Origin of the sequence: Gordonia pseudamarae, from assembly GCF_025273675.1 — a bacterium.
In the GTDB taxonomy this organism is placed as follows: Bacteria; Actinomycetota; Actinomycetes; order Mycobacteriales; family Mycobacteriaceae; genus Gordonia; species Gordonia pseudamarae.
In genome coordinates this window covers 4376085-4395477 of the sequence record NZ_CP045809.1, presented here as the reverse complement: position 1 = coordinate 4395477, position 19393 = coordinate 4376085, and the positions used below count along the sequence as shown (strand labels likewise).

14 protein-coding genes are annotated in these 19393 nt (G+C 61.4%); 12 read left to right on the top strand and 2 right to left on the bottom strand.

Annotation, left to right across the window (positions count from 1 at the left end; translation table 11 throughout):
* Positions 1-198 precede the first annotated feature (198 nt).
* From GII31_RS19155 to pglX, 4 genes are read left to right on the top strand one after another with little or no spacing between them, the layout of a single operon-like run.
* The gene (locus tag GII31_RS19155) at positions 199-825 is read left to right on the top strand and encodes a DUF1819 family protein (RefSeq protein ID WP_213244952.1); all 627 of its coding nucleotides are present in this window, start codon (positions 199-201) and stop codon (positions 823-825) included.
* Positions 822-1445, top strand: coding sequence for a DUF1788 domain-containing protein (locus GII31_RS19150; RefSeq protein WP_213244951.1), 624 nt, complete (start codon positions 822-824; stop codon positions 1443-1445). The genes GII31_RS19155 and GII31_RS19150 overlap by 4 nt, the downstream gene beginning before the upstream one ends.
* Positions 1442-4966: a BREX system P-loop protein BrxC gene (gene brxC, locus GII31_RS19145; RefSeq protein ID WP_213244950.1), complete on the top strand. Its 3525-nt coding sequence runs from the start codon at positions 1442-1444 to the stop codon at positions 4964-4966. Before GII31_RS19150 ends, brxC begins: the two co-directional genes overlap by 4 nt.
* A gap of 39 nt (positions 4967-5005) precedes the next feature.
* A complete protein-coding gene (pglX, locus tag GII31_RS19140; RefSeq protein WP_260840115.1) occupies positions 5006-7579 on the top strand; it encodes a BREX-1 system adenine-specific DNA-methyltransferase PglX in 2574 nt (857 codons plus the stop codon).
* Between the two features lie 8 nt (positions 7580-7587).
* Here pglX and GII31_RS19135 read toward each other — a convergent pair whose 3' ends face one another.
* Entirely contained in the window at positions 7588-8025 is a 438-nt protein-coding gene (locus GII31_RS19135; protein WP_260840114.1) for a BREX-1 system adenine-specific DNA-methyltransferase PglX, read from the bottom strand.
* Between the two features lie 325 nt (positions 8026-8350).
* Between GII31_RS19135 and GII31_RS19130 the strand changes: the two genes are divergently transcribed.
* Positions 8351-9745 carry an IS1380 family transposase gene (locus GII31_RS19130; RefSeq protein ID WP_260840093.1) on the top strand — a complete coding sequence of 465 codons (1395 nt, stop codon included), beginning with the start codon at positions 8351-8353 and terminating at the stop codon, positions 9743-9745.
* A gap of 107 nt (positions 9746-9852) precedes the next feature.
* Here GII31_RS19130 and GII31_RS19125 read toward each other — a convergent pair whose 3' ends face one another.
* Positions 9853-10356: a BREX-1 system adenine-specific DNA-methyltransferase PglX gene (locus GII31_RS19125; protein ID WP_260840113.1), complete on the bottom strand. Its 504-nt coding sequence runs from the start codon at positions 10354-10356 to the stop codon at positions 9853-9855.
* Positions 10357-10496: 140 nt separating this feature from the next.
* Between GII31_RS19125 and GII31_RS19120 the strand changes: the two genes are divergently transcribed.
* From GII31_RS19120 to brxL, 7 genes are all read left to right on the top strand, one after another.
* A complete protein-coding gene (locus GII31_RS19120; protein ID WP_260840112.1) occupies positions 10497-11714 on the top strand; it encodes a tyrosine-type recombinase/integrase in 1218 nt (405 codons plus the stop codon).
* A 17-nt stretch (positions 11715-11731) separates the two neighbouring features.
* Positions 11732-12037 carry an Rpn family recombination-promoting nuclease/putative transposase gene (locus GII31_RS22665; protein WP_353735568.1) on the top strand — a complete coding sequence of 102 codons (306 nt, stop codon included), beginning with the start codon at positions 11732-11734 and terminating at the stop codon, positions 12035-12037.
* On the top strand, positions 11991-12398 hold the full coding sequence (locus GII31_RS19115) for an RpnC/YadD family protein (RefSeq protein ID WP_213244944.1): 408 nt from the start codon (positions 11991-11993) through the stop codon (positions 12396-12398). The genes GII31_RS22665 and GII31_RS19115 overlap by 47 nt, the downstream gene beginning before the upstream one ends.
* A 168-nt stretch (positions 12399-12566) precedes the next feature.
* On the top strand, positions 12567-13544 hold the full coding sequence (locus tag GII31_RS19110) for a BREX-1 system adenine-specific DNA-methyltransferase PglX (protein WP_213244943.1): 978 nt from the start codon (positions 12567-12569) through the stop codon (positions 13542-13544).
* Positions 13537-14592 carry a PDDEXK nuclease domain-containing protein gene (locus tag GII31_RS19105; protein ID WP_213244942.1) on the top strand — a complete coding sequence of 352 codons (1056 nt, stop codon included), beginning with the start codon at positions 13537-13539 and terminating at the stop codon, positions 14590-14592. The genes GII31_RS19110 and GII31_RS19105 overlap by 8 nt, the downstream gene beginning before the upstream one ends.
* Entirely contained in the window at positions 14589-17093 is a 2505-nt protein-coding gene (pglZ, locus tag GII31_RS19100) for a BREX-1 system phosphatase PglZ type A (RefSeq protein ID WP_260840111.1), read from the top strand. The genes GII31_RS19105 and pglZ overlap by 4 nt, the downstream gene beginning before the upstream one ends.
* Complete coding sequence (gene brxL / locus GII31_RS19095) at positions 17093-19240, top strand: BREX system Lon protease-like protein BrxL (protein ID WP_213244940.1); 2148 nt, start codon at positions 17093-17095, stop codon at positions 19238-19240. The genes pglZ and brxL overlap by 1 nt, the downstream gene beginning before the upstream one ends.
* Positions 19241-19393: the final 153 nt, after the last annotated feature.

Here is a 19393-nt window from a genome sequence, read left to right as displayed (position 1 = left end):
TGTACATGAGGGTGACGGAGTACTTCGGCGTCCGCCGGTTGAACCGGTGACGAGGAACGCCGACGGTGGAGCGACGGGCAGGCGGGTGCCGTGTCCGCCTCGGGTCGGCGAGGCGACGCGTATCAGTCGGCGCTGGTGTCGTAGGGTCCGGATAGTCTTGATGCGGCCAGGACGACAGGAAGGGAGGCCGTACGCCACGTGACTGACGAGCTGCGCTACGCGTTGTCGTTCACCAGCGGTGGTCTCCTTGCTCGCGAGGCCGTGGCCGTCGCGGCTATCTACCTCGATTCTCGCGACTGGGTGCTCACCCGCGCCCGGGTTGTCGACGGCAACCTACTGCAGGCGCGTACGATATCCTCACTGGTCCGGGTCACCCGGGAGACAGTTCAGCGCCTTGCGGTACTCGACGACGACGAAATCGAACTGCTCGCTGACGGCAGCCCGACGGAGCAGTACCACCTGATGTGGGCCGCAGCCTGCCGCCGCTATACGCTGATCGGCGACTTTGCCGAGGAAGTACTGCGGGAACGCTTCCTGCTGTTGACGCCGACGCTGGGCACCGACGACGTCAACCGGTTCCTCACCGGCAAAAGCCTGTGGCATCCGGAACTCGACGGTCTAAAGCCGTCCACGCTGCAGAAGCTCCGGCAAACATTGTTCCGGATGCTCCGTGAGGCCGGTCTGCGTACTGATGCGGGCGACATCGTCCCCGCCGTGCTCTCCGAGCGCGTCGGTGAGGTACTGGACCGCCGCACGCCCAGCGACCTGCGGTTCTTCCCGACCAACACACCACTCACATCATTCGGCGATCAGGTGCAGCGATGACAACGGCCCAGCGAAATCTCGCCCACGACGAGAAGCACGTCTATGACGTGCTGCGTAGCGACCGGTTCTTGAAGATGGAGGGACTCTCCAAAGAGGTTCCGTTCTTCATTTACCACTTCCCGCCCGCCTGGTCCCTGGAAGTCGACGGGATGCGCGACAGGGTCAGCACCAAACTGCGGAGCGACGATGGCATCAGCGTGGTCGACATCGACCTCTATGAGCTCGCTGTCCAACTCCTCACCGAACGCGGAGTCTGGGAACGAGTTCTGGCCGCGGAGCCGACGATGGACAAGGTCGAGTTCCGAGAGATGCTCCAGGGGATGCTCGATCCGCACGATCATCTCGCCCCGGCGATCCGCACCCGTCTCGACGCCGAACCGACAGCCGACTCCCACCGCACAGTCGTTTTCCTCACCGGTATCGGCGAAGTGTTTCCGTTCATCCGTACGCACACGGTTCTGGAGAATCTGCAAAGCGTGGTGGTGGGCCGCCCGTTGCTGGTGTGGTTCCCGGGCACGTACGAGTTCACCCAATCGGCCGGGCATCAGTTGCGTGCACTGAACCTCGGCGCGAGCGACAGTTACTACCGGGCCAAAGACATTCTGGAGCAGGAGGCATGAGTGTGACCACGATCAACGAGATCTTCGCCAAACCGATCGACCGGTCGATCGAAGGGGTCATCAAGGCCGACGACACCTCCCACCTCGCCACCGAGGTGGAGGAGTATGTCCTCACCAACGAGGCCGCCAAGGGCGTTGAGCTGGTGCTGGAGGCGTACACGAACTACACCAACGCCAACGGGGTGTGGATCTCCGGTTTCTTCGGCTCCGGTAAGTCGCACCTGTTGAAGATGCTCGCGCACCTGCTCGGTGACATCGACGATCATACCTACCCGCGCTCCCAGGTCTGCGAACAATTCCACGCAAAGGCCGACGACGAGTTCCTGCCGGCGTTGATCGACAAGGCCGAGCGAATCAAAGCCAAGAGCCTGCTGTTCAACATCGACCAGAAAGCCACCCTGATCTCGAAGGATCAGAAGGACGCCCTGCTGAAGGTGTTCGTGAAGATCTTCGACGAGTCACGGGGCTACTACGGCAATCAGGGGCACATCGCCCGTTTCGAACGTGATCTCGACTCCCGCGACCAGTACGCTGCCTTCCGGGATGCCTTCGAGCGGATCGCGGGTATCCCGTGGACGCAGGGCCGGGAACAGGCCGCCCTTGAAGCGGGCAACATCGACAAAGCCTTCACTGAGGTCAACGGCGTGGAAAGTCCTGGCATCATCCGCCAGTACAGCGCCAACTACGCGGTCTCGATCGAGGACTTCGCCGACGAGGTGGCCGCGTGGCTCGGCGGGCAACCCGCCGGCTACCGGTTGAACTTCTTTGTCGACGAGGTCGGTCAGTTCATCGGTACCAACACGCAGCTGATGCTGAACCTTCAGACGATCGCCGAATCGCTCGCCACCAAGTGCCAGGGGCGGGCGTGGATCTTCGTGACCTCCCAGGAGGATATGGAGAAAGTCGGTGGCGACCGCACCAAGCAGCAGGCCAACGACTTCTCCAAGATTCAGGCGCGTTTCAAGAATCGGCTCAAACTCACCAGTCAGGATGTCGAAGAGGTCATCCGCAAACGGTTGTTGGCCAAGACCGATCAGGCGAGCCACGAGGTCGAGGGGATCTACGACGCGGAGAATGCGAACTTCAAGACCCTGTTCGATTTCGTCGAGGGCCGCCACTATCCGAACTACCGCGACGAGGCGCACTTCATCGGCACCTACCCGTTTGTCACTTACCAGTTCCCGCTGTTCCAGGCGGCGATCGAAACGATCAGCGACCACAATATCTTCGAGGGCCGCAACAGCTCTGTCGGCGAACGCTCTATGCTCGGTGTCGTCCAACAGGTTGCCTCCGGACTCGCCGGTCGGCCGCTCGGCACTCTCGCATCCTTCGACCGGATGTTCGAGGGTATCCGCGCGTCGTTGAAGTCCGCGAATCAGCGTGCCATCATCAACGCTGAAAATGCCTGTGGTAGTGGAAAGATCAGCCCTCTCGCGGTGCGTCTACTCAAAGCGTTGTTCCTGGTGAAGTACGTCGACAGTTTCAAGGCGACGCCCCGCAATCTCACGGTGCTGGTTTACGACCGTTTCGGTACCGATCTCACCCGGCTCGGCAAAGACGTCCTCGAAGCGCTGAACACGTTGGAGGCGCAGACCTACATTCAGCGCAACGGCGACCTGTATGACTATCTGACCAATGAAGAGCAGAAGATCGAGCAGGAAATCAAGGACGTCGACATCGACAGCTCCGACGTTTCCGCGAAACTCAACAAGCTGCTCGCCGAATCAGTGGTGAAAACCACCAAGGCCACCGCCAAGAGTGGCCAGAATTTTCCGTTCGGGTACAAACTTGACGGAGTCCCGTACGGCAAACAGTACGAGTTGGCTTTGCATGTCATCAGCCCCGAGTCCGATTTCAGTCTGGACACGATCAGGATGCAAAGTACCGGTTACGACGAGCTTCGCGTTGTACTCCCGGTGGAAGCCAATCGAATCCTCGCTGACTTACGGCTACTGCTGAAAACCGAGAAATACGTGAAGCGGACCCAGGGATCGGCGCGCACGGCAATCGAGAGCCGCATCCTCAGTGAGAAGGGCACCCAGAACGCCGAACGGGAAAAGGAGATCGTCGAACGACTCCGCACCGCAGTGGGGGCGTCGACGCTGATCCACAACGCCGGAGTTCTCGACGTCACCGCCACCGACGTACAGACACGCATCAACGAGGGCTTCGGCAAGGTTATCGCCGCCACCTACACCAACCTGAGCATGTTGGGTGGTAAGGCCTTCGGCGAGCAGAGTTTGGGCGGACTGGTGAACCCGACGGACGGAATGTTCGAGTCGTCTGCCACCATTTTGGAGGTTCCGGCCGATGACCTGCTCGGGCATCTGGTGATGCGCGGCAAATTGCACGAGATGGTCACGATGAAGCAGCTCATCGCGCGATACATCGCCAAACCTTATGGCTGGGATCTGTGGTCGATCGCCGCCGTGGTGGCCTACCTCGCGGGGCAGTCGAAGATCGAGATCCAGCTCGACGGCATGGCATTGGCTCGTACGGAGATCGCGTCGGCGCTGCGCAACACCCAGCAGCACGCGAAGCTGGTCGTCGCCCCGCAACGTGTCTACGACCAGAAGGTCGTCAATCTGTTCCGCAAGTTCGTCATCGAATTCACCGACGACGGCAGTGTCACCAAGGACGCAGCCGAACTGGGTCGTGTCGGTAAGGAGCATCTCGAAGCCAAACTGGCCGAGCTGACAGCACTACGCGCCGGAGCCGCCGCATACCCCTTTATCGGTCAGCTCGACGAGCCGATCAGGCTCCTCACCGAGTTGAGCGGTAACCCGGCGCCGTGGTTTGTCGAACACTTCACCGGCGCCGATGACCTGCTCGATGCCAAGGACAACACGATCGATCCGATCAAGGCATTCCTCAACGGCAAGCAGCGCACCATCTACGACGACGCACACACATTCGTCCAGACCAACAACACCAACATCGCGCACCTGCCCGCCGGGGCCGCCGACACGATCGAGGCGGCACTGGAGGACGCCCAGATTTTCCGCGGCACCAGGACCACGCAACTCGGGAATGCGGTCACGGCTCTGCAAAAACAGCTCGACGGTGTCCTCATCGAAGAGCGGGCTACAGCCACCACGAAGATCAACGACTACTGGGAGCAGGTGCCGACCAGCGCCTCGTATTCGGCAGCCACCGAGACGGCTCGTCAATCGGTGACCCGTCGGGCCGAGCAGGTACTGGCCCGAGTCGGGCAGGAGACCCAGATCCCGACGATCCGTAGCCTGGCCGCCCAATTCGCCGACACCACCTACCCGGCGATACTCGACGAACTCGAAGCATCGAAAGCTCTGCCGACCCCGAAGCCGAAAGGCGCCGACGACGGGCAAACGACTCGTACGGTGACCACAACCCCGACGAAGCAGAGCATCTCGATAAAAAAACTGTCGCTGCCCGGAGCGGGCGGTGTGCTGGAAACCGAAGCCGAGGTGGACGCCTATCTGGATCAGCTTCGTGCGATGCTGCTCGCAACCATCAACGACGGCAAACGCATCACTCTGTAGCTCACCCCGGTACTTCATAGACCCAGGTAAGGACGCAACATGGACACCAAACCGTTGGAGAGTTTCGCGAAGGCGGCCCGACGCGAACTGATCGCCGCGGTCGAGGCGCGGATGTCGGCGGTACTCGCCACCGGGTCTGTCGCGCGTAGTGAGCGCGCCGACACCGTTCGCGCGCTGGAGGCGGCGATCGGCAACCAGAGCCGCAAGCACGTGGTCGACAAGGTCGCCTACACCTGGTTCAACCGACTCGTCGCCCTGCGTTTCATGGATGCCCGTGGCTACACCGACGCCGGTGTGGTTTCGCCCGCGCACGCCCAGGCCCATGGCCAACCGGAGATCTTGGCCGATGCGAAACGCGGCGACCTCGACGGCGAGGTGGTCACCCATGCGCACGACGCGGTGATCAGTCTCCTCGACGGCACTCGGCGCAGCACCGACCCCGAGGGGGAAGCGTATGCGCTGCTGCTGATGGAGTACTGCCGCCACTGGAACAAGGCGATGCCGTTCATGTTCGAAGCCGAGGGCGCCTACACTGAACTGCTCATGCCGTCTGGTCTGTTGGCAGATGGCAGTGTACTGTCTCGGGCCCGCGATGTGCTCACCGAGGAAGTGTGTCAAGAAGTCGAGGTGATCGGCTGGCTCTACCAGTTCTACATCTCCGACCGTAAAGATGAGGTTTTCGCCGGCTTCAAGAAGAACAAGAAGGCCGGGGCCGAGGAGATCCCTGCCGCCACCCAACTTTTCACCCCGCACTGGATCGTCCGCTACCTGGTGGAGAACTCGCTCGGCCGGTTGTGGCTGCTCAACCGGCCGGATTCACCGCTGGTTGACCAGATGGACTACTACATCGCTCCCGTCGATGAGGAGACCGACTTCCTGAGGATTGCCGGCCCCGAGGAGTTGACGGTGATCGACCCGGCGTGTGGCTCGGGTCACATGCTCACCTACGCCTTCGACCTGCTGTACGCGATGTACGAAGAAGAGGGCCGTGCACCGGCGGACATTCCGGGTCTGATCCTCGCCCACAACCTCCACGGCACCGAAATCGACCCACGCGCCGGAGCGCTGGCCGCGTTCGCACTTACGATGAAGGCACGCGCGAAGCAGCGCACGTTCTTCGGCAAACGAGTGAAGCCGAAAATTTGTGTGATCAAGCCGATCGCCCTTGGCGACGACGACATTGAACAGCTCGCCGACCCCGGTGCCGACCAGGACATGGAACGTGCGTTCTGGCGGCAATTCGAACACGCCGACATGTTCGGGGCCCTGATCCGACCTGACGCGACACAGGCCGAAATCGCCGCGAAACGAGTCACCGAACTCGCCGAGCGCGGTGACCTGTTCGCCACTATCAGTGATCGCGCAGCACAGATCGTCGAGCAGGCCGAATACCTTGCCCGCAAGTACGCGGTCGCCATCGCGAACCCGCCCTACATGGGCTCGAAGCAGATGAACGCCCTCCTTTCACAGTTCATGAAGGACGAATACCCGGAAAGCAAATCCGACCTGTTCGCAGCCTTCATCCAACGTTGTGCTGATCTCGCGTCCCCGCGTGGACTGGCGGCGCTCATCACTATGCAGTCATGGATGTTCCTCAGCTCGTTCGAGAAGTTGCGGATCTCGCTACTCGGCCGCCACCAGATCAGCTCGATGCTGCACCTCGGTACACGCGCTTTCGACTCAATCGGCGGCGAGGTGGTCTCGTCAACGGCGTTTGTCCTGAACGATCGCCCGTCCGGGAGCCAAACCATTGCCGGCACCACGAAGGGCGCTTTTATACGCTTGGTCGACGGTTCCTCAGAGGGCGAGAAGGTCGCTGCATTGCGCGTTGCGCTTGCTGGCCGTGACCAGGAGTCGGGCTTCCATCTCGCGTCCAGTAAAGATTTCGCGACCATCCCAGGCTCGCCGATCGTTTACTGGCTCAGTGAAAAGATGCGGGAGTCATTTGCGGCGGGTCAGCAGCTCAGTGACGTAGTCAACCTCCGGCAAGGGTTGGCGACTGCCGATAACAACCGATTTCTTCGCCTTTGGTGGGAAGTATCAGGCAGCCGCACCGCGTTCAGTTGCACATCACGTGAAGAAGCCGCAGCGAGCGGAGCACGCTGGTTTCCCTACAACAAAGGCGGCGAGTTCCGGAAATGGTACGGCAACCAGGAGTACGTGCTCAACTGGGAGAACGACGGTGCGGAAGTCGTCGATTTCAAGCCACGCGCGGTAATCCGTAACCCCGGAACTTATTTTTCGCAATCAGTGTCCTGGTCGGATATCTCGTCCGGCGAAGCTGCCTTCCGGCGCTACCCTGCCGGATTCGTTCACTCCAATACGGGCCACTCGGGTTTCGGGGCGCAGTCCCTTCTGGATCAGATTGCGATGATCATGAACTCAAAATACGCCATGGAGGTCCTGAAGGTACTCGCTCCAACTATGCACTTCGATATTGGGTACGTAGGACTCGCACCATTCGCGCCTGGAGTCGAGGGACTTCCCGCCGACACAATAGAAAACCTCATAACCACGTCGAGGACGGATTGGGATCGGTCCGAAACATCATGGAACTTCGAGCAAAATCCGTTGGTAAATTTGCATGACCGTATAGATTCCTCGGGTAGGTGAAGTCGACTTTAGTCGCGCTCGAATAAGTCGACCAGCGGGCTTCTGGTGAAGTTCCAGGAGGACTCGAAGGAGTCCCAGTCGGTCTGGGATTGTTCGATAAGGACACCAACCCGATCAACGATAGTGTCGGGCCTATCGTCGGCCATTGGAAGTCCGGCGACCTGGCCAGCTTCGAAATTCAGGGTCGGCGCCACAGCTGCCAACTGGTCGAAGGCCATTTGTGAGTTTGCGAATGCGATCAATGCAGCCCGATCCCTCGGAGAGGTCGCAAATATCGAATTACCCGCATCGGCAAATATAAACCCCGGCGGATATGCACGGAACGATGGCGCACCACTGCTGACTTTTGACCAAGAAACGGATGGAAGAAAATAGAACTCGCGGGACGGAAGTTTGTTCCCGCTTACGCGGAGAACCTCGTAATTCTTCTGATCATAGGCGACCACATGTTCGTGGTTTCCGTACCACTTTCGATACGAACCACCCTTGTTAAGGCTAACCCACTTCCTTCCGCTCGCGTGAACCTCCGAAGTTGACTCCGCATTGCGAAGGCTTTGCCCCTCACTCACCTCGTGCCAATGCCGCACAAATCTGTTGACGTCACCACCGTGCATGCCAGCTTTCGGACTGCCTACCTCACGTATCGGTCTGCCGATGCTAACCTGGGCCTTTCACGGTAATTCCGTGTCGTTAACAAAGAATGGTGCCCTGACCTGGGATGATTGAACTTGCGAAGGTTCCAAACAGACCAGATCGAGGAGCACCATTCAGGTGAGTAAGTCTACGTCGCCGTACCCGTCAGTGTCGGTAGATGGTTCAGGAACCGGTGTCGTGTCGCATGCGGGGGCTGTGGTGTTGCTGCGTACGGCGCACAAAACTGGTCTGACCAGCGCACTGTCACAGGCATTGGCGCCGTGGCGTGCGCCGATGGCAACCCATGATCCGGGCAAGATCATCGCTGATCTGGCCGTGGCGGTCGCGATCGGTGGGGACTGCCTGGCCGACATCAACCAGGTCCGCACCGATCCGGGTGTGTTCGGGCCGGTGGCCTCCGATCCGACGGTGTCACGGCTGGTCTCGACGTTGGCCGCCGATGCCACCACAGCTTTGGCGGCGATCAACACCGCACGCGCAGCCGCGCGTGCGACGGCGTGGTCCGCTGCCGGTGAGGGTGCCCCTGATCATGGCCGTGATGCCCGTGCACCGCTGATCATCGATCTCGATGCCACGTTGGTGACCGCCCATTCGGAGAAGCAGCAGGCCACCGCGACGTGGAAGAAAGGATTCGGGTTCCACCCGTTGTGCGCGTTCGTCGACCACCAGGGCGAGGGTACCGGTGAACCCCTGGCAATCGAGCTACGCCCGGGCAACGCTGGTTCCAACACCGCCGCCGACCACATCACCGTCGTCGAACAAGCGTTGACACAGATCCGGGGCACCGGCGGGTATCGGGTGGGTAAAAGCGTGTTGATCCGCACCGATTCCGCTGGTGGCACACACGATTTCCTGGACTACCTGACCCGTCGGCGCCTGTCCTATTCGGTCGGGTTCGGGCTGACCGAGACCATCGCCACCGTCATCGACCGCCTCCAACCTGCGGCGTGGACACCGGCCTATGACAGCGACGGCACCGAACGCGACGGGGCGTGGGTGGCTGAGCTGACCGGCGTGCTCGACCTGTCGGGTTGGCCCGACGGTATACGCGTGATCGTACGCAAAGAACACCCGCATCCAGGGGCGCAACTGCGCTACACCGACTCCGACGGAATGCGGTTGACCGCTTTCGCCACGAACACCACCACAGGTCAGCTCGCCGCACTGGAACTGCGCCACCGTCGTCGTGCCCGCTGCGAGGACCGCATCCGCAACGCGAAAGACTGTGGCCTGACAAACCTTCCATTGCACGGCTTCGACCAGAACCGCATCTGGTGCGCCATAGTCATGCTCGCCTGCGAACTGATCGCCTGGACCCAACTCCTCGGATTCGACGGCACCACCGCACGCCGTTGGGAACCGAAAAAACTACGACTGCACCTGTTCTCCATCGCCGCCAAGATCACCCGACACGCCCGACGCACCCGACTCAAACTCGCCACACACGCACCCGGCCGACACCTACTACTGGCCGCACTCACCCGGCTGGACACCCTACCCAACCCCCGCTGACCACCCAACCAACCCGACCAACCAACACCGAAAGGACCACATTTCGGGGCCGTGAACCCCAACGCCCACCGACGCCTCGGCACACTCCTCACGGCCTCGGCCCGAAGTCAGGTCCCCAGACCACCCAATCGGGCCATCGGCAACCGACCGCCACCCCACGAAATTTTGAGGCTAAAGGCAGCCCGCATCTTTTCACTGAGCCAGTAAACGATCGGCGAGCCGGGGATCGCGGCGAAGTCCGCCTGCGCCACCTCGTAGCGGTTATACGCAGCATCGAGGAACAGCGCCTCGATCGTGGACACCGACCTGACATCTACGTGCTGCTCGAAGAGGCGTCGATACACGCCACGCGCCGACATGGCCGGTGCGTTGTCGATCACGAAGGCGACGGACCCGAAGTCCGACCCGAAGATGCCGCGTCCGAGGTGGACCATTGAGACGATTCGCTGATCCCTGAGCAGGTCGTGCCGCAGATCTTCGAACGACTTCAACGACATCCACGACGGGAGGTTGATCATCGCCCAGGTACCGCGCCGAACCGTGAACTCCTGCGCACGGACCATAAAGGCGGCCATCAGGTCTGCCTTGCCGGTCGGGTAGTCGTCCTTCATGAACTGTGGCCATCACGTCGGCGTCGTCGTGTATTGATGCAGGTCAAGGTGTTCCAGATCGTCCCCACCCGGTGTGATGCTGTGCTCGATGGCTACCCCGATGGCTACCCTTGCTCGCCGGTCGCGGTCATCATTTGATGATGGCTAAGGTCAAACAACGCAGCAAGGGAACCGGCTCGATTTACCAGAACGCGCGGGGCCAGTGGGTGGCCTCGATCGAGGCTGGGTGGTCCGAACGCGGCTCGCGGCACCGAGTCACCTTTAAAGGACGGACGAAGGCGGCAGTTCGCGCCAGACTCACCGAGGCGCAGCGGAGGGCCACGGCAGAACTGGCCACGTCCCAGACCTGCGGCAGCATCACGGTCAAGCGGTGGGCCGAGCGGTGGCTCGAACAGCGGCAGCGCATCGTGCGGCCGGGCACGTTCGTCTCCGATCGCTCGGGGGTGAACCGCTGGATTGTGCCGACTATCGGACATCTGCGCCTCGATGAACTCGCGCCCGCAGACATTCGCAAGGTCACGACCGCCCAGGAAGATGCGGGTCTCGCGCTCGCCACGATGCAGCGTACGCACGCGGTGCTCGGTAAGATCCTCGCTGATGCGGTGGCCGAAGGTTACGTGGTCCCCCAGCGTGTCCGCGACGTGAGCGGCCCCGGCGCCGGGCATTCCTCACGGCAATCTTTGAGTGCGGAGTCCGCTGCGAGAATCCTCGCCGTGGCCGTCACGCGCCCTGACGCGTCGCGTTGGGTCGCGGCGCTGGTCGAAGGGCTGCGACCTGCGGAGGCGTTGGGGCTTACCTGGGAAATGGTGGACCTCAAGGCTGCGACGATGACGCTGGCCTGGCAGCTCAAGGCGTTGCCTTATCGTGCGTTCAGGCGACCCGAGAGCGGGTTCCGCGTTCCACGCGGGTTCGAGTCTCGACAGATTTGCGGTGCTTACCACCTCGTCCGGCCCAAGACTCGCGCCGGGAGCCGCGTCATCCCGCTCGTGCCGTGGCTCGTCGATTCGCTGTCATCGTGGGCGAAGTGCGCGCCGTCGTCGCCGTCCGGGCTGGTCTGGCCGCGCGGTGACGGCAACCCCCGATCGGCGGAACTGGATCGCCGACAGTGGTATGAGATCGCGCGGGAAGCAAAGGTCTCCGTCACGCTCCCGGACGGCAACAGCCGCACGCCGTTGCTGTACGAGGCGCGCCACACCGCGGCCACACTGCTACTGGCCAACGGCATCGACGAGACGACGATCAAAGCCATACTCGGGCATTCGACGGTGCTGAGTACACAGGCATACCTGCACGCCGACGAGTCGAGGGCACGGGCGGCGCTCGAAGTGTCCGCCAAGACAGTTGGTCTGTCCCGGTGAATCCGGGCGAACCCAAAATGTCCGTACGGCCACGTATGGTCGGCCCTATGGCCGATGGGGGTTCAGGTGAGCGGGCACACCAGCCGCATGACGGCTTGTTCCGGCGGGTGTTCGGTGATCCTAAGCATGCCGGATCAGAACTGCGGTCGGTGCTGTCGGCTGAAGTCGCGGCGCACATCGACCTCGACCATTTGGAGCCCGTCGCGGCGTCGTTCGTCGATGACAACCTGCGCCAGGTGCACAGTGACCTCCTGTTTCGCACGACCCTCGACGGTGATGACGCCTACCGACGCCACGGCCTGGTTGTTTGCGGGACTCGATGATTGGCGAGCCGTCGCGGCGGACGAGCCAGGCCTGCTCGTGGTGTTCTTCACGTATCTTCTAAGAGTCGGCGACATACCCATCGACCGCATTACCGACTTCGCAGCACAACTGGGTGAGGACGCAAAGGAGGCCGCAGTGACGACGGCACAACAGCTCCGCCAAGAAGGCATCGAACAGGGCATCAGTCAGGGCATCAACCAGGGACAAGTACAGATTCTGGTGGCCATGCTCGAAACGAGATTCGGCGAACTCGACAGCGACATCCGCGTTCGCATCGAACGTGCGACCCCCGACCAGGTCGCCGACTGGAGCACGCGCTTCGCCCGCGGGGCTTCGTCTGTGGCCGAGATCTTCGACTGAGTTCGTCTCGATCGGTACGACCCGGGTGCGGTGTCGCACTTGAGGTGTCCGCCAAGACTGTCGGTATGTCCCGGTAATCTGGGCGAACTCACTTCGGCTACCCCGATGGCTACCCTCCCGGGTGTGGCGACGTGATCCGATTCCGTGGCCGACCGTAAGGAACTTGAGTTGAAGACGCTCGAACAGACTGTGGCGCAGCATCGAGACGAGTGGGCGGCGCGCTCACGGGCGCAGCAGCAGTTGGAGATCGCGAACAACGAAGCAGTCGCGAAACTCTACGGGCTTGAGGACGAGGTGTCGTCGGACGTCCCGCTCGAACGGGTGTCCCTCACCAACAACTCCGCATTCCGGTGGCCGAACAAGACGCCAGAAGAACGCGACGCACTCTTCACCGAGTCCGCCATCGTGGACCTCGTCTCGTATGCCGTCGGCTGTATGTTCGGACGCTACAGCCTGGACGCGCCCGGACTGATCCTCGGTGATCAGGGTTCGACGCTGCAGGACTATCTCACCAAGGTTTCGGCAAGCTCTGCTGGTGACCTCCGTTTCATGCCTGACGCCGACAACGTGATCCCATTCGTCGACGACGGCTGGTTCGAGGATGACGTGGTCGAGCAGTTCCGGCAGTTCCTCAAGGTCGCGTTCGGCACCGAACACTTCGAGGCGAACCTGCGGTTCGTGGAGGAGTCGCTGGGGGTCAAGACGCTGCGCGACTATTTCATCACCAGGTCGGGCCGGTCGAAGTTCTACGACGACCACGTGAAGCGCTACAAGAAGCGGCCTATCTACTGGATGTTCGCCAGCCCCAAAGGTTCGTTCAACGCACTGATCTACCTGCACCGCTATACGCCGTCGACGGTGTCGACCGTGCTCAATGAGTACCTGCGTGAGTACGAGAACAAACTGCAACGAGCATTCGAACAGGCCGAGGCGGCAGCAGCCGGCGGGACGTCGGCCAAGGACCAGAAGGAAGCCGATCGGCTGCGCAAGGTGCTCGCCGAGCTGCGGGACTACGAGCATGACGTGCTCTACCCACTCGCCACCCGGCAGGTCTCGATCGACCTCGACGACGGGGTGAAAGTCAACTATCCGAAATTCTACCCGGCGGTAAAGAAGATCGCCGGGCTGGAGGCGAGCGATGGGTGACGGCGATAAGACTGAGCTGGAGCGACGTGGCCAGCCGAGTGACCTGTTCGATCAGGTGTCGGCGCTGATCGACCAGACCCGCGCGGTTGTCGCCGCGCAGGCAAACGTGTCTCTGACCATGATGAACTGGCAGATCGGGCACCTTATCAACACCAAGGTCCTCGGGGAGCAGCGCGCCGAGTACGCCCAGGAGATTGTGGCCACACTGTCGCCACAATTGACCAAGCGCTACGGGCGAGGGTTCGACAAGTCGAGCCTCCACAGGATGGTCCGGTTCGTCCAGACCTTCCCAGACCGCCAGATTGTGGCCACGCTGGGGCAACAATTGAGCTGGAGCCACTTCAAGGTGCTTCTTCCCGTGCATTCCGACGAGGCACGGGACTTCTACATCCAGCAGGCGCTCGATGCCCGACTCAGCGTCCGGGCGCTGCGCGAGCTTATCGGGCGCCAAGGCTTCGAACGCAGGGAGATCGCGAACGCGCAGACACCGGGCGGCTCCACCGTGCCACTCGACAGTTTCCGCGACCCATATTTTCTCGACTTCCTCGGGTTGAGGGACGTCCATGCGGAGCGCGACATTGAGGAGGCCCTCATTCGTGAGATGGAGACTTTCCTCCTCGAAGCGGGCAACGGCTGGGCGTTCGTCGCGCGGCAGAAGCGGATGACGGTCGACAACGACGACTTCTTCCTTGACCTGCTGTTCTTCTCACGTCCGCTTCGTCGCCTGATCGCGGTGGAACTCAAGATCGGCAAGTTCAAACCCGCGTACGAAGGGCAAATGAAATTCTATCTCAAGTGGCTCGACCGCTACGAGCGACGCAAGGACGAAGAGGCGCCCCTGGGGCTGATTCTGTGCACCGAGACTTCCCGGGAGCAGATCGAGATGATGGAGATGCACAAAGATGGCATCGTCGTGGCCGAGTACTGGACCACACTGCCGCCGAAAGAAATTCTGCAGCGGCGGATTACGGAGATTTATCGCGCCGCGCAAGAGCGCATCGCGCGCCGCGCACTCGGCCCCGCCGGTGACGACGAGGATGATGAATGAGTACCACCCCCACCATCGCCGGCCACCTCGCTGATCGGTTCGAATCCCAGCGCATCGTGGTCTGGCACGACACCGACAGTGGCTATGCGACCGAAGTTGACGCACTGGCACCGACCGACGTGACAGTGCTGCGCGTGGCAGACGACGAGTTCGCAATCAAGCACCGGATGCTCCGTGACCAGCCTGCGGTCAAGTTCCTTGTCTACCGATCCGGCACCGTGCCTGAGGGGGTCGGGAACTGGCTACTCGACGTTGAACTGGCCTACGGCCCGGTGTTCACCGCCGACCGCGCCGCCTTGATACGTGCCGACCTGGGTCTCAGCGCGCCGGGTGCGGAGGAGTTGATCGTCCGGTACCCGGCGTTCTTCAACGACGAGAAGTTGGTGACCAATCTTAGGGCGCTGCCGCTGATCGGCGACGATCTGACGGTGGTACGGGCGCAGATGTGTGCGGTACTGCTGAACCAGAAAGAGCACAGCTTTTCCGAGATCACCCGCACACTGCTGGACCAGCACGCGCGCGGCGATACCACCGGAGTTGATGCGCTCACCTCACACGACCTTGTCGACTTCTACTGGGCCGGGGCTTCCAGCATCTACGGATACGCGTCGCAGGCGCCGACCATGGCGGGGTTCGTACTGTGGATGTTCCAGCGTGCCGTCGATGGATTCGAGGTCACCGAATCGAATAAGGCCCGGAACCTGGCGCTCGACTTCCGTGGCTTCCGCGACTCCAAACGCAGCAGCGCGGCGATGAAGGAGTTGGCCCGCACCGTCGAAGGGAACCTTGACTACGCCGATAGTGTCGGTGACGCCGCATGGGAAACACTGAAAAACGAAGACATCTTCGAAGCCAGCGAACGGGAGGTAATCCGGCGCCTGGTCGACGGGATCGGCAACCAGACCATGCCGCAACGCGACATCGCCGACGCGATCAGCGCCCGGCGTCGTGACAGTTTCTGGTTCGACGACTACGCGACGCTCTACGAGGGACTGAGCGCCGCCGCCGAACTACTGCCCGCAATCCGGAACGCCACTGTCCACATCGCCGACTTCGCTGACGGTCTCGCGCGGTATCGGGATGACTGGTTCCGCATCGACCAACGCTACCGCCAGTTCACCCAGGCATACCTGACGGCCGAGTTCAAACAGCCCATTGAGGCACTGGCAGACATTGTCGAGAATACTTATGTCACAGACTTTCTTGCCCCGCTAGGGGTGGCCTGGCAGCAGCAGGTCGATGCGGTGGCGCGGTGGCGCACCATCGGGGTGACCTCACAATCAGCGTTCTACGACCACTATGTCGCCCCGACCCTCAAAGGCCGAAAGAAGGCCGTAGTCATCGTCTCGGACGCGTTGCGCTACGAGGTCGCCGACGAACTGAGCACCAAAATCCGTGGGGAGAACAAGTTTTCCGCAACCATCGAAGCGATGCTCGGCGTGCTGCCGTCGTACACGCAACTCGGGATGGCGGCTCTGCTCCCGCACACCACGTTGGCACACTCCGACGGCGGTGATCCGGTGCTGGTCGACGGACAGAAATCAGACGGCACCGCCAACCGCAGTAAGATCCTGAGTGCGGTGGACGGTGTGGCGATCCAGGCGCGAGACTTCGTCGAGATGAAGTCGGCCGAGCGCCGCAATCTGTACTCGTCAAACCAAGTGCTGTACGTCTACCACGACACGATCGATGCGACCGGCGACAAAGCCGTCTCCGAGCACAAGACCTTCACGGCAGCCGCGGACGCGGTCCGTGAGCTGATCGACATCGTCAAGATGCTCGCAAACGCGAACGCGACCAACATTATCGTCACCGCCGATCACGGGTTCCTGTACCAGCGTTCCAAACTGGCCGAGCACTTCACCCTTACGGCGAAACCGCACGGTGAGCAGATTGTGAAATCGGCGCGACGCTATGTGTTGGGGCGAGGACTGAAGGATGACCCGGCGTTCACGACCTTCAAGCCCGGCCAGGTGGGGCTGTCCGGCGACCTGGAAATACAAATCCCAAGCTCGATCCAGCGGATTGTGCAGCCCGGTGCCGGCTTTCAATTCGTGCACGGCGGCGCTTCCCTGCAAGAGATCGTGGTGCCGGTGATCCAGATCAACAAGAGCCGTAGTGACACCGTGGAGCCGGTGAACGTCGACATCCACCCCGAATCAGACAAGATCACCACCGGGCAGATCGTGGTCAAGCTGTACCAATCGGCCAAGGTGGAGCCGCACAAACCCGCGCGGCGACTGCGTGCCGGGCTCTACTTCGACAACGCGCTGATCTCCAACGAGCAGGAGATGACGTTCGACTCGACCAGCGACGCCGGACGTGACCGATTCCAAAGTGTGACATTGCTTCTCAGCAAAGATGCGGACCAGGCCAATGGCCACGGCGTCGAATTCCGGCTGTCGGAACCGATCGAGGGCACCGACCAGTGGAAGAAGTACAAGAGCGCACCGTACACGGTCAAGCGTGCATTCGCCGGCGACGACGGATGGGATTTCTGATGAGTGAGCACATCGACCTGACCGAAGCAGCCCTCATCGAACAGGCTCCTGACGAAGGCCCCACCGACGTCGTGACCGAGCAGACGCAACTGGATCGCAAGATCAATGCGCACTTCCCAGGCGCGGTGGTGCGTAAGGACCTTGTCAAAGCCGTCAAAGGCAACGCGATCGTGCCGTCATATGTACTGGAATACCTGCTCGGTCAGTTCGCCGCGACCGACGACGAGGCAACGATCCAGGAGGGCATCGAGAAGGTGCGCCGGATACTCGCCGAGCACTATGTGCACCGCAACGAGTCGGAGCTGGTGAAGTCGAAGATCCGGGAGAAAGGCCGCTTCCGGATCATCGACCGCGTCAGTGTGACACTCAACGAGAAGGACGACGTCTATCAGGCATCGTTCGCCAACCTTGGCATCGGTGGGGTACTCGTGGAACCGAATACGGTCAACGCGAACCAGAAGCTGCTGGTGGGCGGGGTGTGGTGCCTGTGCGACATCGAATACTTCCACAGTGACAACGCCAAGGTAGTGCCATGGATTCTGGGTCGGTTGCAGCCGATCCAGATGTCGAGTTTCGACTACGCAGGCTACCTTGAAGCTCGGGCCGAGTTCAGTACTGATGAGTGGATCGACCTGCTCATCCAATCGATCGGCTTCAACCCTGAGATGTTCGGGCGACGCGCGAAGCTGCTCCAACTGACCCGCCTGATCCCGTTCGTGGAACGCAACTACAACCTCGTTGAATTGGGGCCGAAGGGTACCGGCAAATCGCATATCTACTCGGAGTTCTCGCCTCACGGGATGCTGATCTCCGGCGGTGAGATCACCGTGCCGAAACTGTTCGTGAACAACGCCAACGGCAAGATCGGTCTCGTCGGCTATTGGGATGTGGTCGCCTTCGACGAGTTCGCGGGCAAGAAGAAGCGCACCGACAAGGCGTTGGTCGACATCATGAAAAACTATATGGCCAACAAGTCGTTCTCCCGTGGAGTGGAGACACTCGGTGCGGAAGCGTCGATGGTGTTTGTCGGCAATACCTCGCACACCGTGCCATACATGCTCAAACACTCCGACCTCTTCGACGAGCTCCCCGAAAGTTACCACGACTCGGCCTACCTCGATCGTCTGCACTTCTACATTCCCGGCTGGGAAGTCGACACGATCCGCGGTGAAATGTTCTCCAGTGGTTACGGTTTCGTGGTCGATTACATCGCAGAGGTACTCAAGTCGATGCGGAATCTCGACTACTCCGACCGCTACCGGCAGCACTTCGAGCTCGGCTCGGACATCTCAACGCGCGACCGCGACGGTATCCACAAGACCTTCTCCGGTCTGATGAAGCTGCTCTACCCACACGAACAGGCCACCGCAGAGGAGATCGAGGAGGTCCTGCGTTTCGCAATCGAAGGCCGCAAGCGCGTCAAAGATCAGATCCTCCGAATGGACGACACCATGGCCGCGGTGAAGTTCGGATACCAATCGGTCGCGGGAAAGTGGACTGCTGTCACGACTCTCGAAGAAGACGAGTATCCCGGGCACTATCACCGTGGCCGTCCTGGTGTGGCAGACAAGGATGCGGATCCTGTCGATCTGGTTGGCCCGGCGTCAGGTGCGGCCGTCCCGGAACCGGCGGCCACCCAGACTCCCGTTGAGGAAGAACTGTTCCAGGGGCAGAGAGACTTTGCCGAGAACCAGCGCGGCGTCTCCTTCGAGGCTCTCCTCATGCCGTACTTGCGGGGTGCCACTCGTATCGAGTTGCACGACCCGTACATCCGGATGAACCATCAGGGCCGGAATCTGGTCGAACTGTTGGCGCTGATAGCTGCGGCCAAAGACCCCGCTGACGAGGTCACTGTCAGACTGTTCACCGTCCTCGACCCCGACCCCGGGTATCAGAAGAAGCAATTACAGATGCTCAACCAGATAATCCAGGGTGCCGCCCAACAGGGCATCACCGTCGAGGTAGCGAAAGACCCTGGTGGTCACGATCGTTGGATTCGCACCGACAACGGGTGGCGGATCAACCTCGGTCGTGGCCTCGACATATTCCAAAAGCAAGACGGCGGCTGGTTCGATTTCGGCAGTAGCCGCCAGGAGTTCCGTCAGGTCCGGGCCTTCGGCGTGACATACATCCGGGACGAGGCGTGATGTGGCGACGCGCTGGGCCCAACGGTTTCGGTGGTTGGCCGTCATGTCATGTCATGTCGCCGGCCCCCTCGTGACCCTCGCTCGGCCTCGGGGATCAAGAGGGGTGCCACGCCCTTCGTCGTGTCGGCCCGGGAAATCGAAAAGGGTCGCGCG

What these genes read in the sequence shown, in the direction of transcription:
- GII31_RS19125 (WP_260840113.1), bottom strand. Translation starts at nt 10,356, where the DNA reads ATGAAGGACGACTACCCGACCGGCAAGGCAGACCTGATGGCCGCCTTT.
- GII31_RS19150 (WP_213244951.1), top strand. Translation starts at nt 822, where the DNA reads ATGACAACGGCCCAGCGAAATCTCGCCCACGACGAGAAGCACGTCTAT.
- GII31_RS22665 (WP_353735568.1), top strand. Translation starts at nt 11,732, where the DNA reads ATGTCCGTACGGCCACGTATGGTCGGCCCTATGGCCGATGGGGGTTCA.
- GII31_RS19115 (WP_213244944.1), top strand. Translation starts at nt 11,991, where the DNA reads ATGACGCCTACCGACGCCACGGCCTGGTTGTTTGCGGGACTCGATGAT.
- GII31_RS19105 (WP_213244942.1), top strand. Translation starts at nt 13,537, where the DNA reads ATGGGTGACGGCGATAAGACTGAGCTGGAGCGACGTGGCCAGCCGAGT.
- brxC (WP_213244950.1), top strand. Translation starts at nt 1,442, where the DNA reads ATGAGTGTGACCACGATCAACGAGATCTTCGCCAAACCGATCGACCGG.
- pglX (WP_260840115.1), top strand. Translation starts at nt 5,006, where the DNA reads ATGGACACCAAACCGTTGGAGAGTTTCGCGAAGGCGGCCCGACGCGAA.
- GII31_RS19120 (WP_260840112.1), top strand. Translation starts at nt 10,497, where the DNA reads ATGGCTAAGGTCAAACAACGCAGCAAGGGAACCGGCTCGATTTACCAG.
- brxL (WP_213244940.1), top strand. Translation starts at nt 17,093, where the DNA reads ATGAGTGAGCACATCGACCTGACCGAAGCAGCCCTCATCGAACAGGCT.
- pglZ (WP_260840111.1), top strand. Translation starts at nt 14,589, where the DNA reads ATGAGTACCACCCCCACCATCGCCGGCCACCTCGCTGATCGGTTCGAA.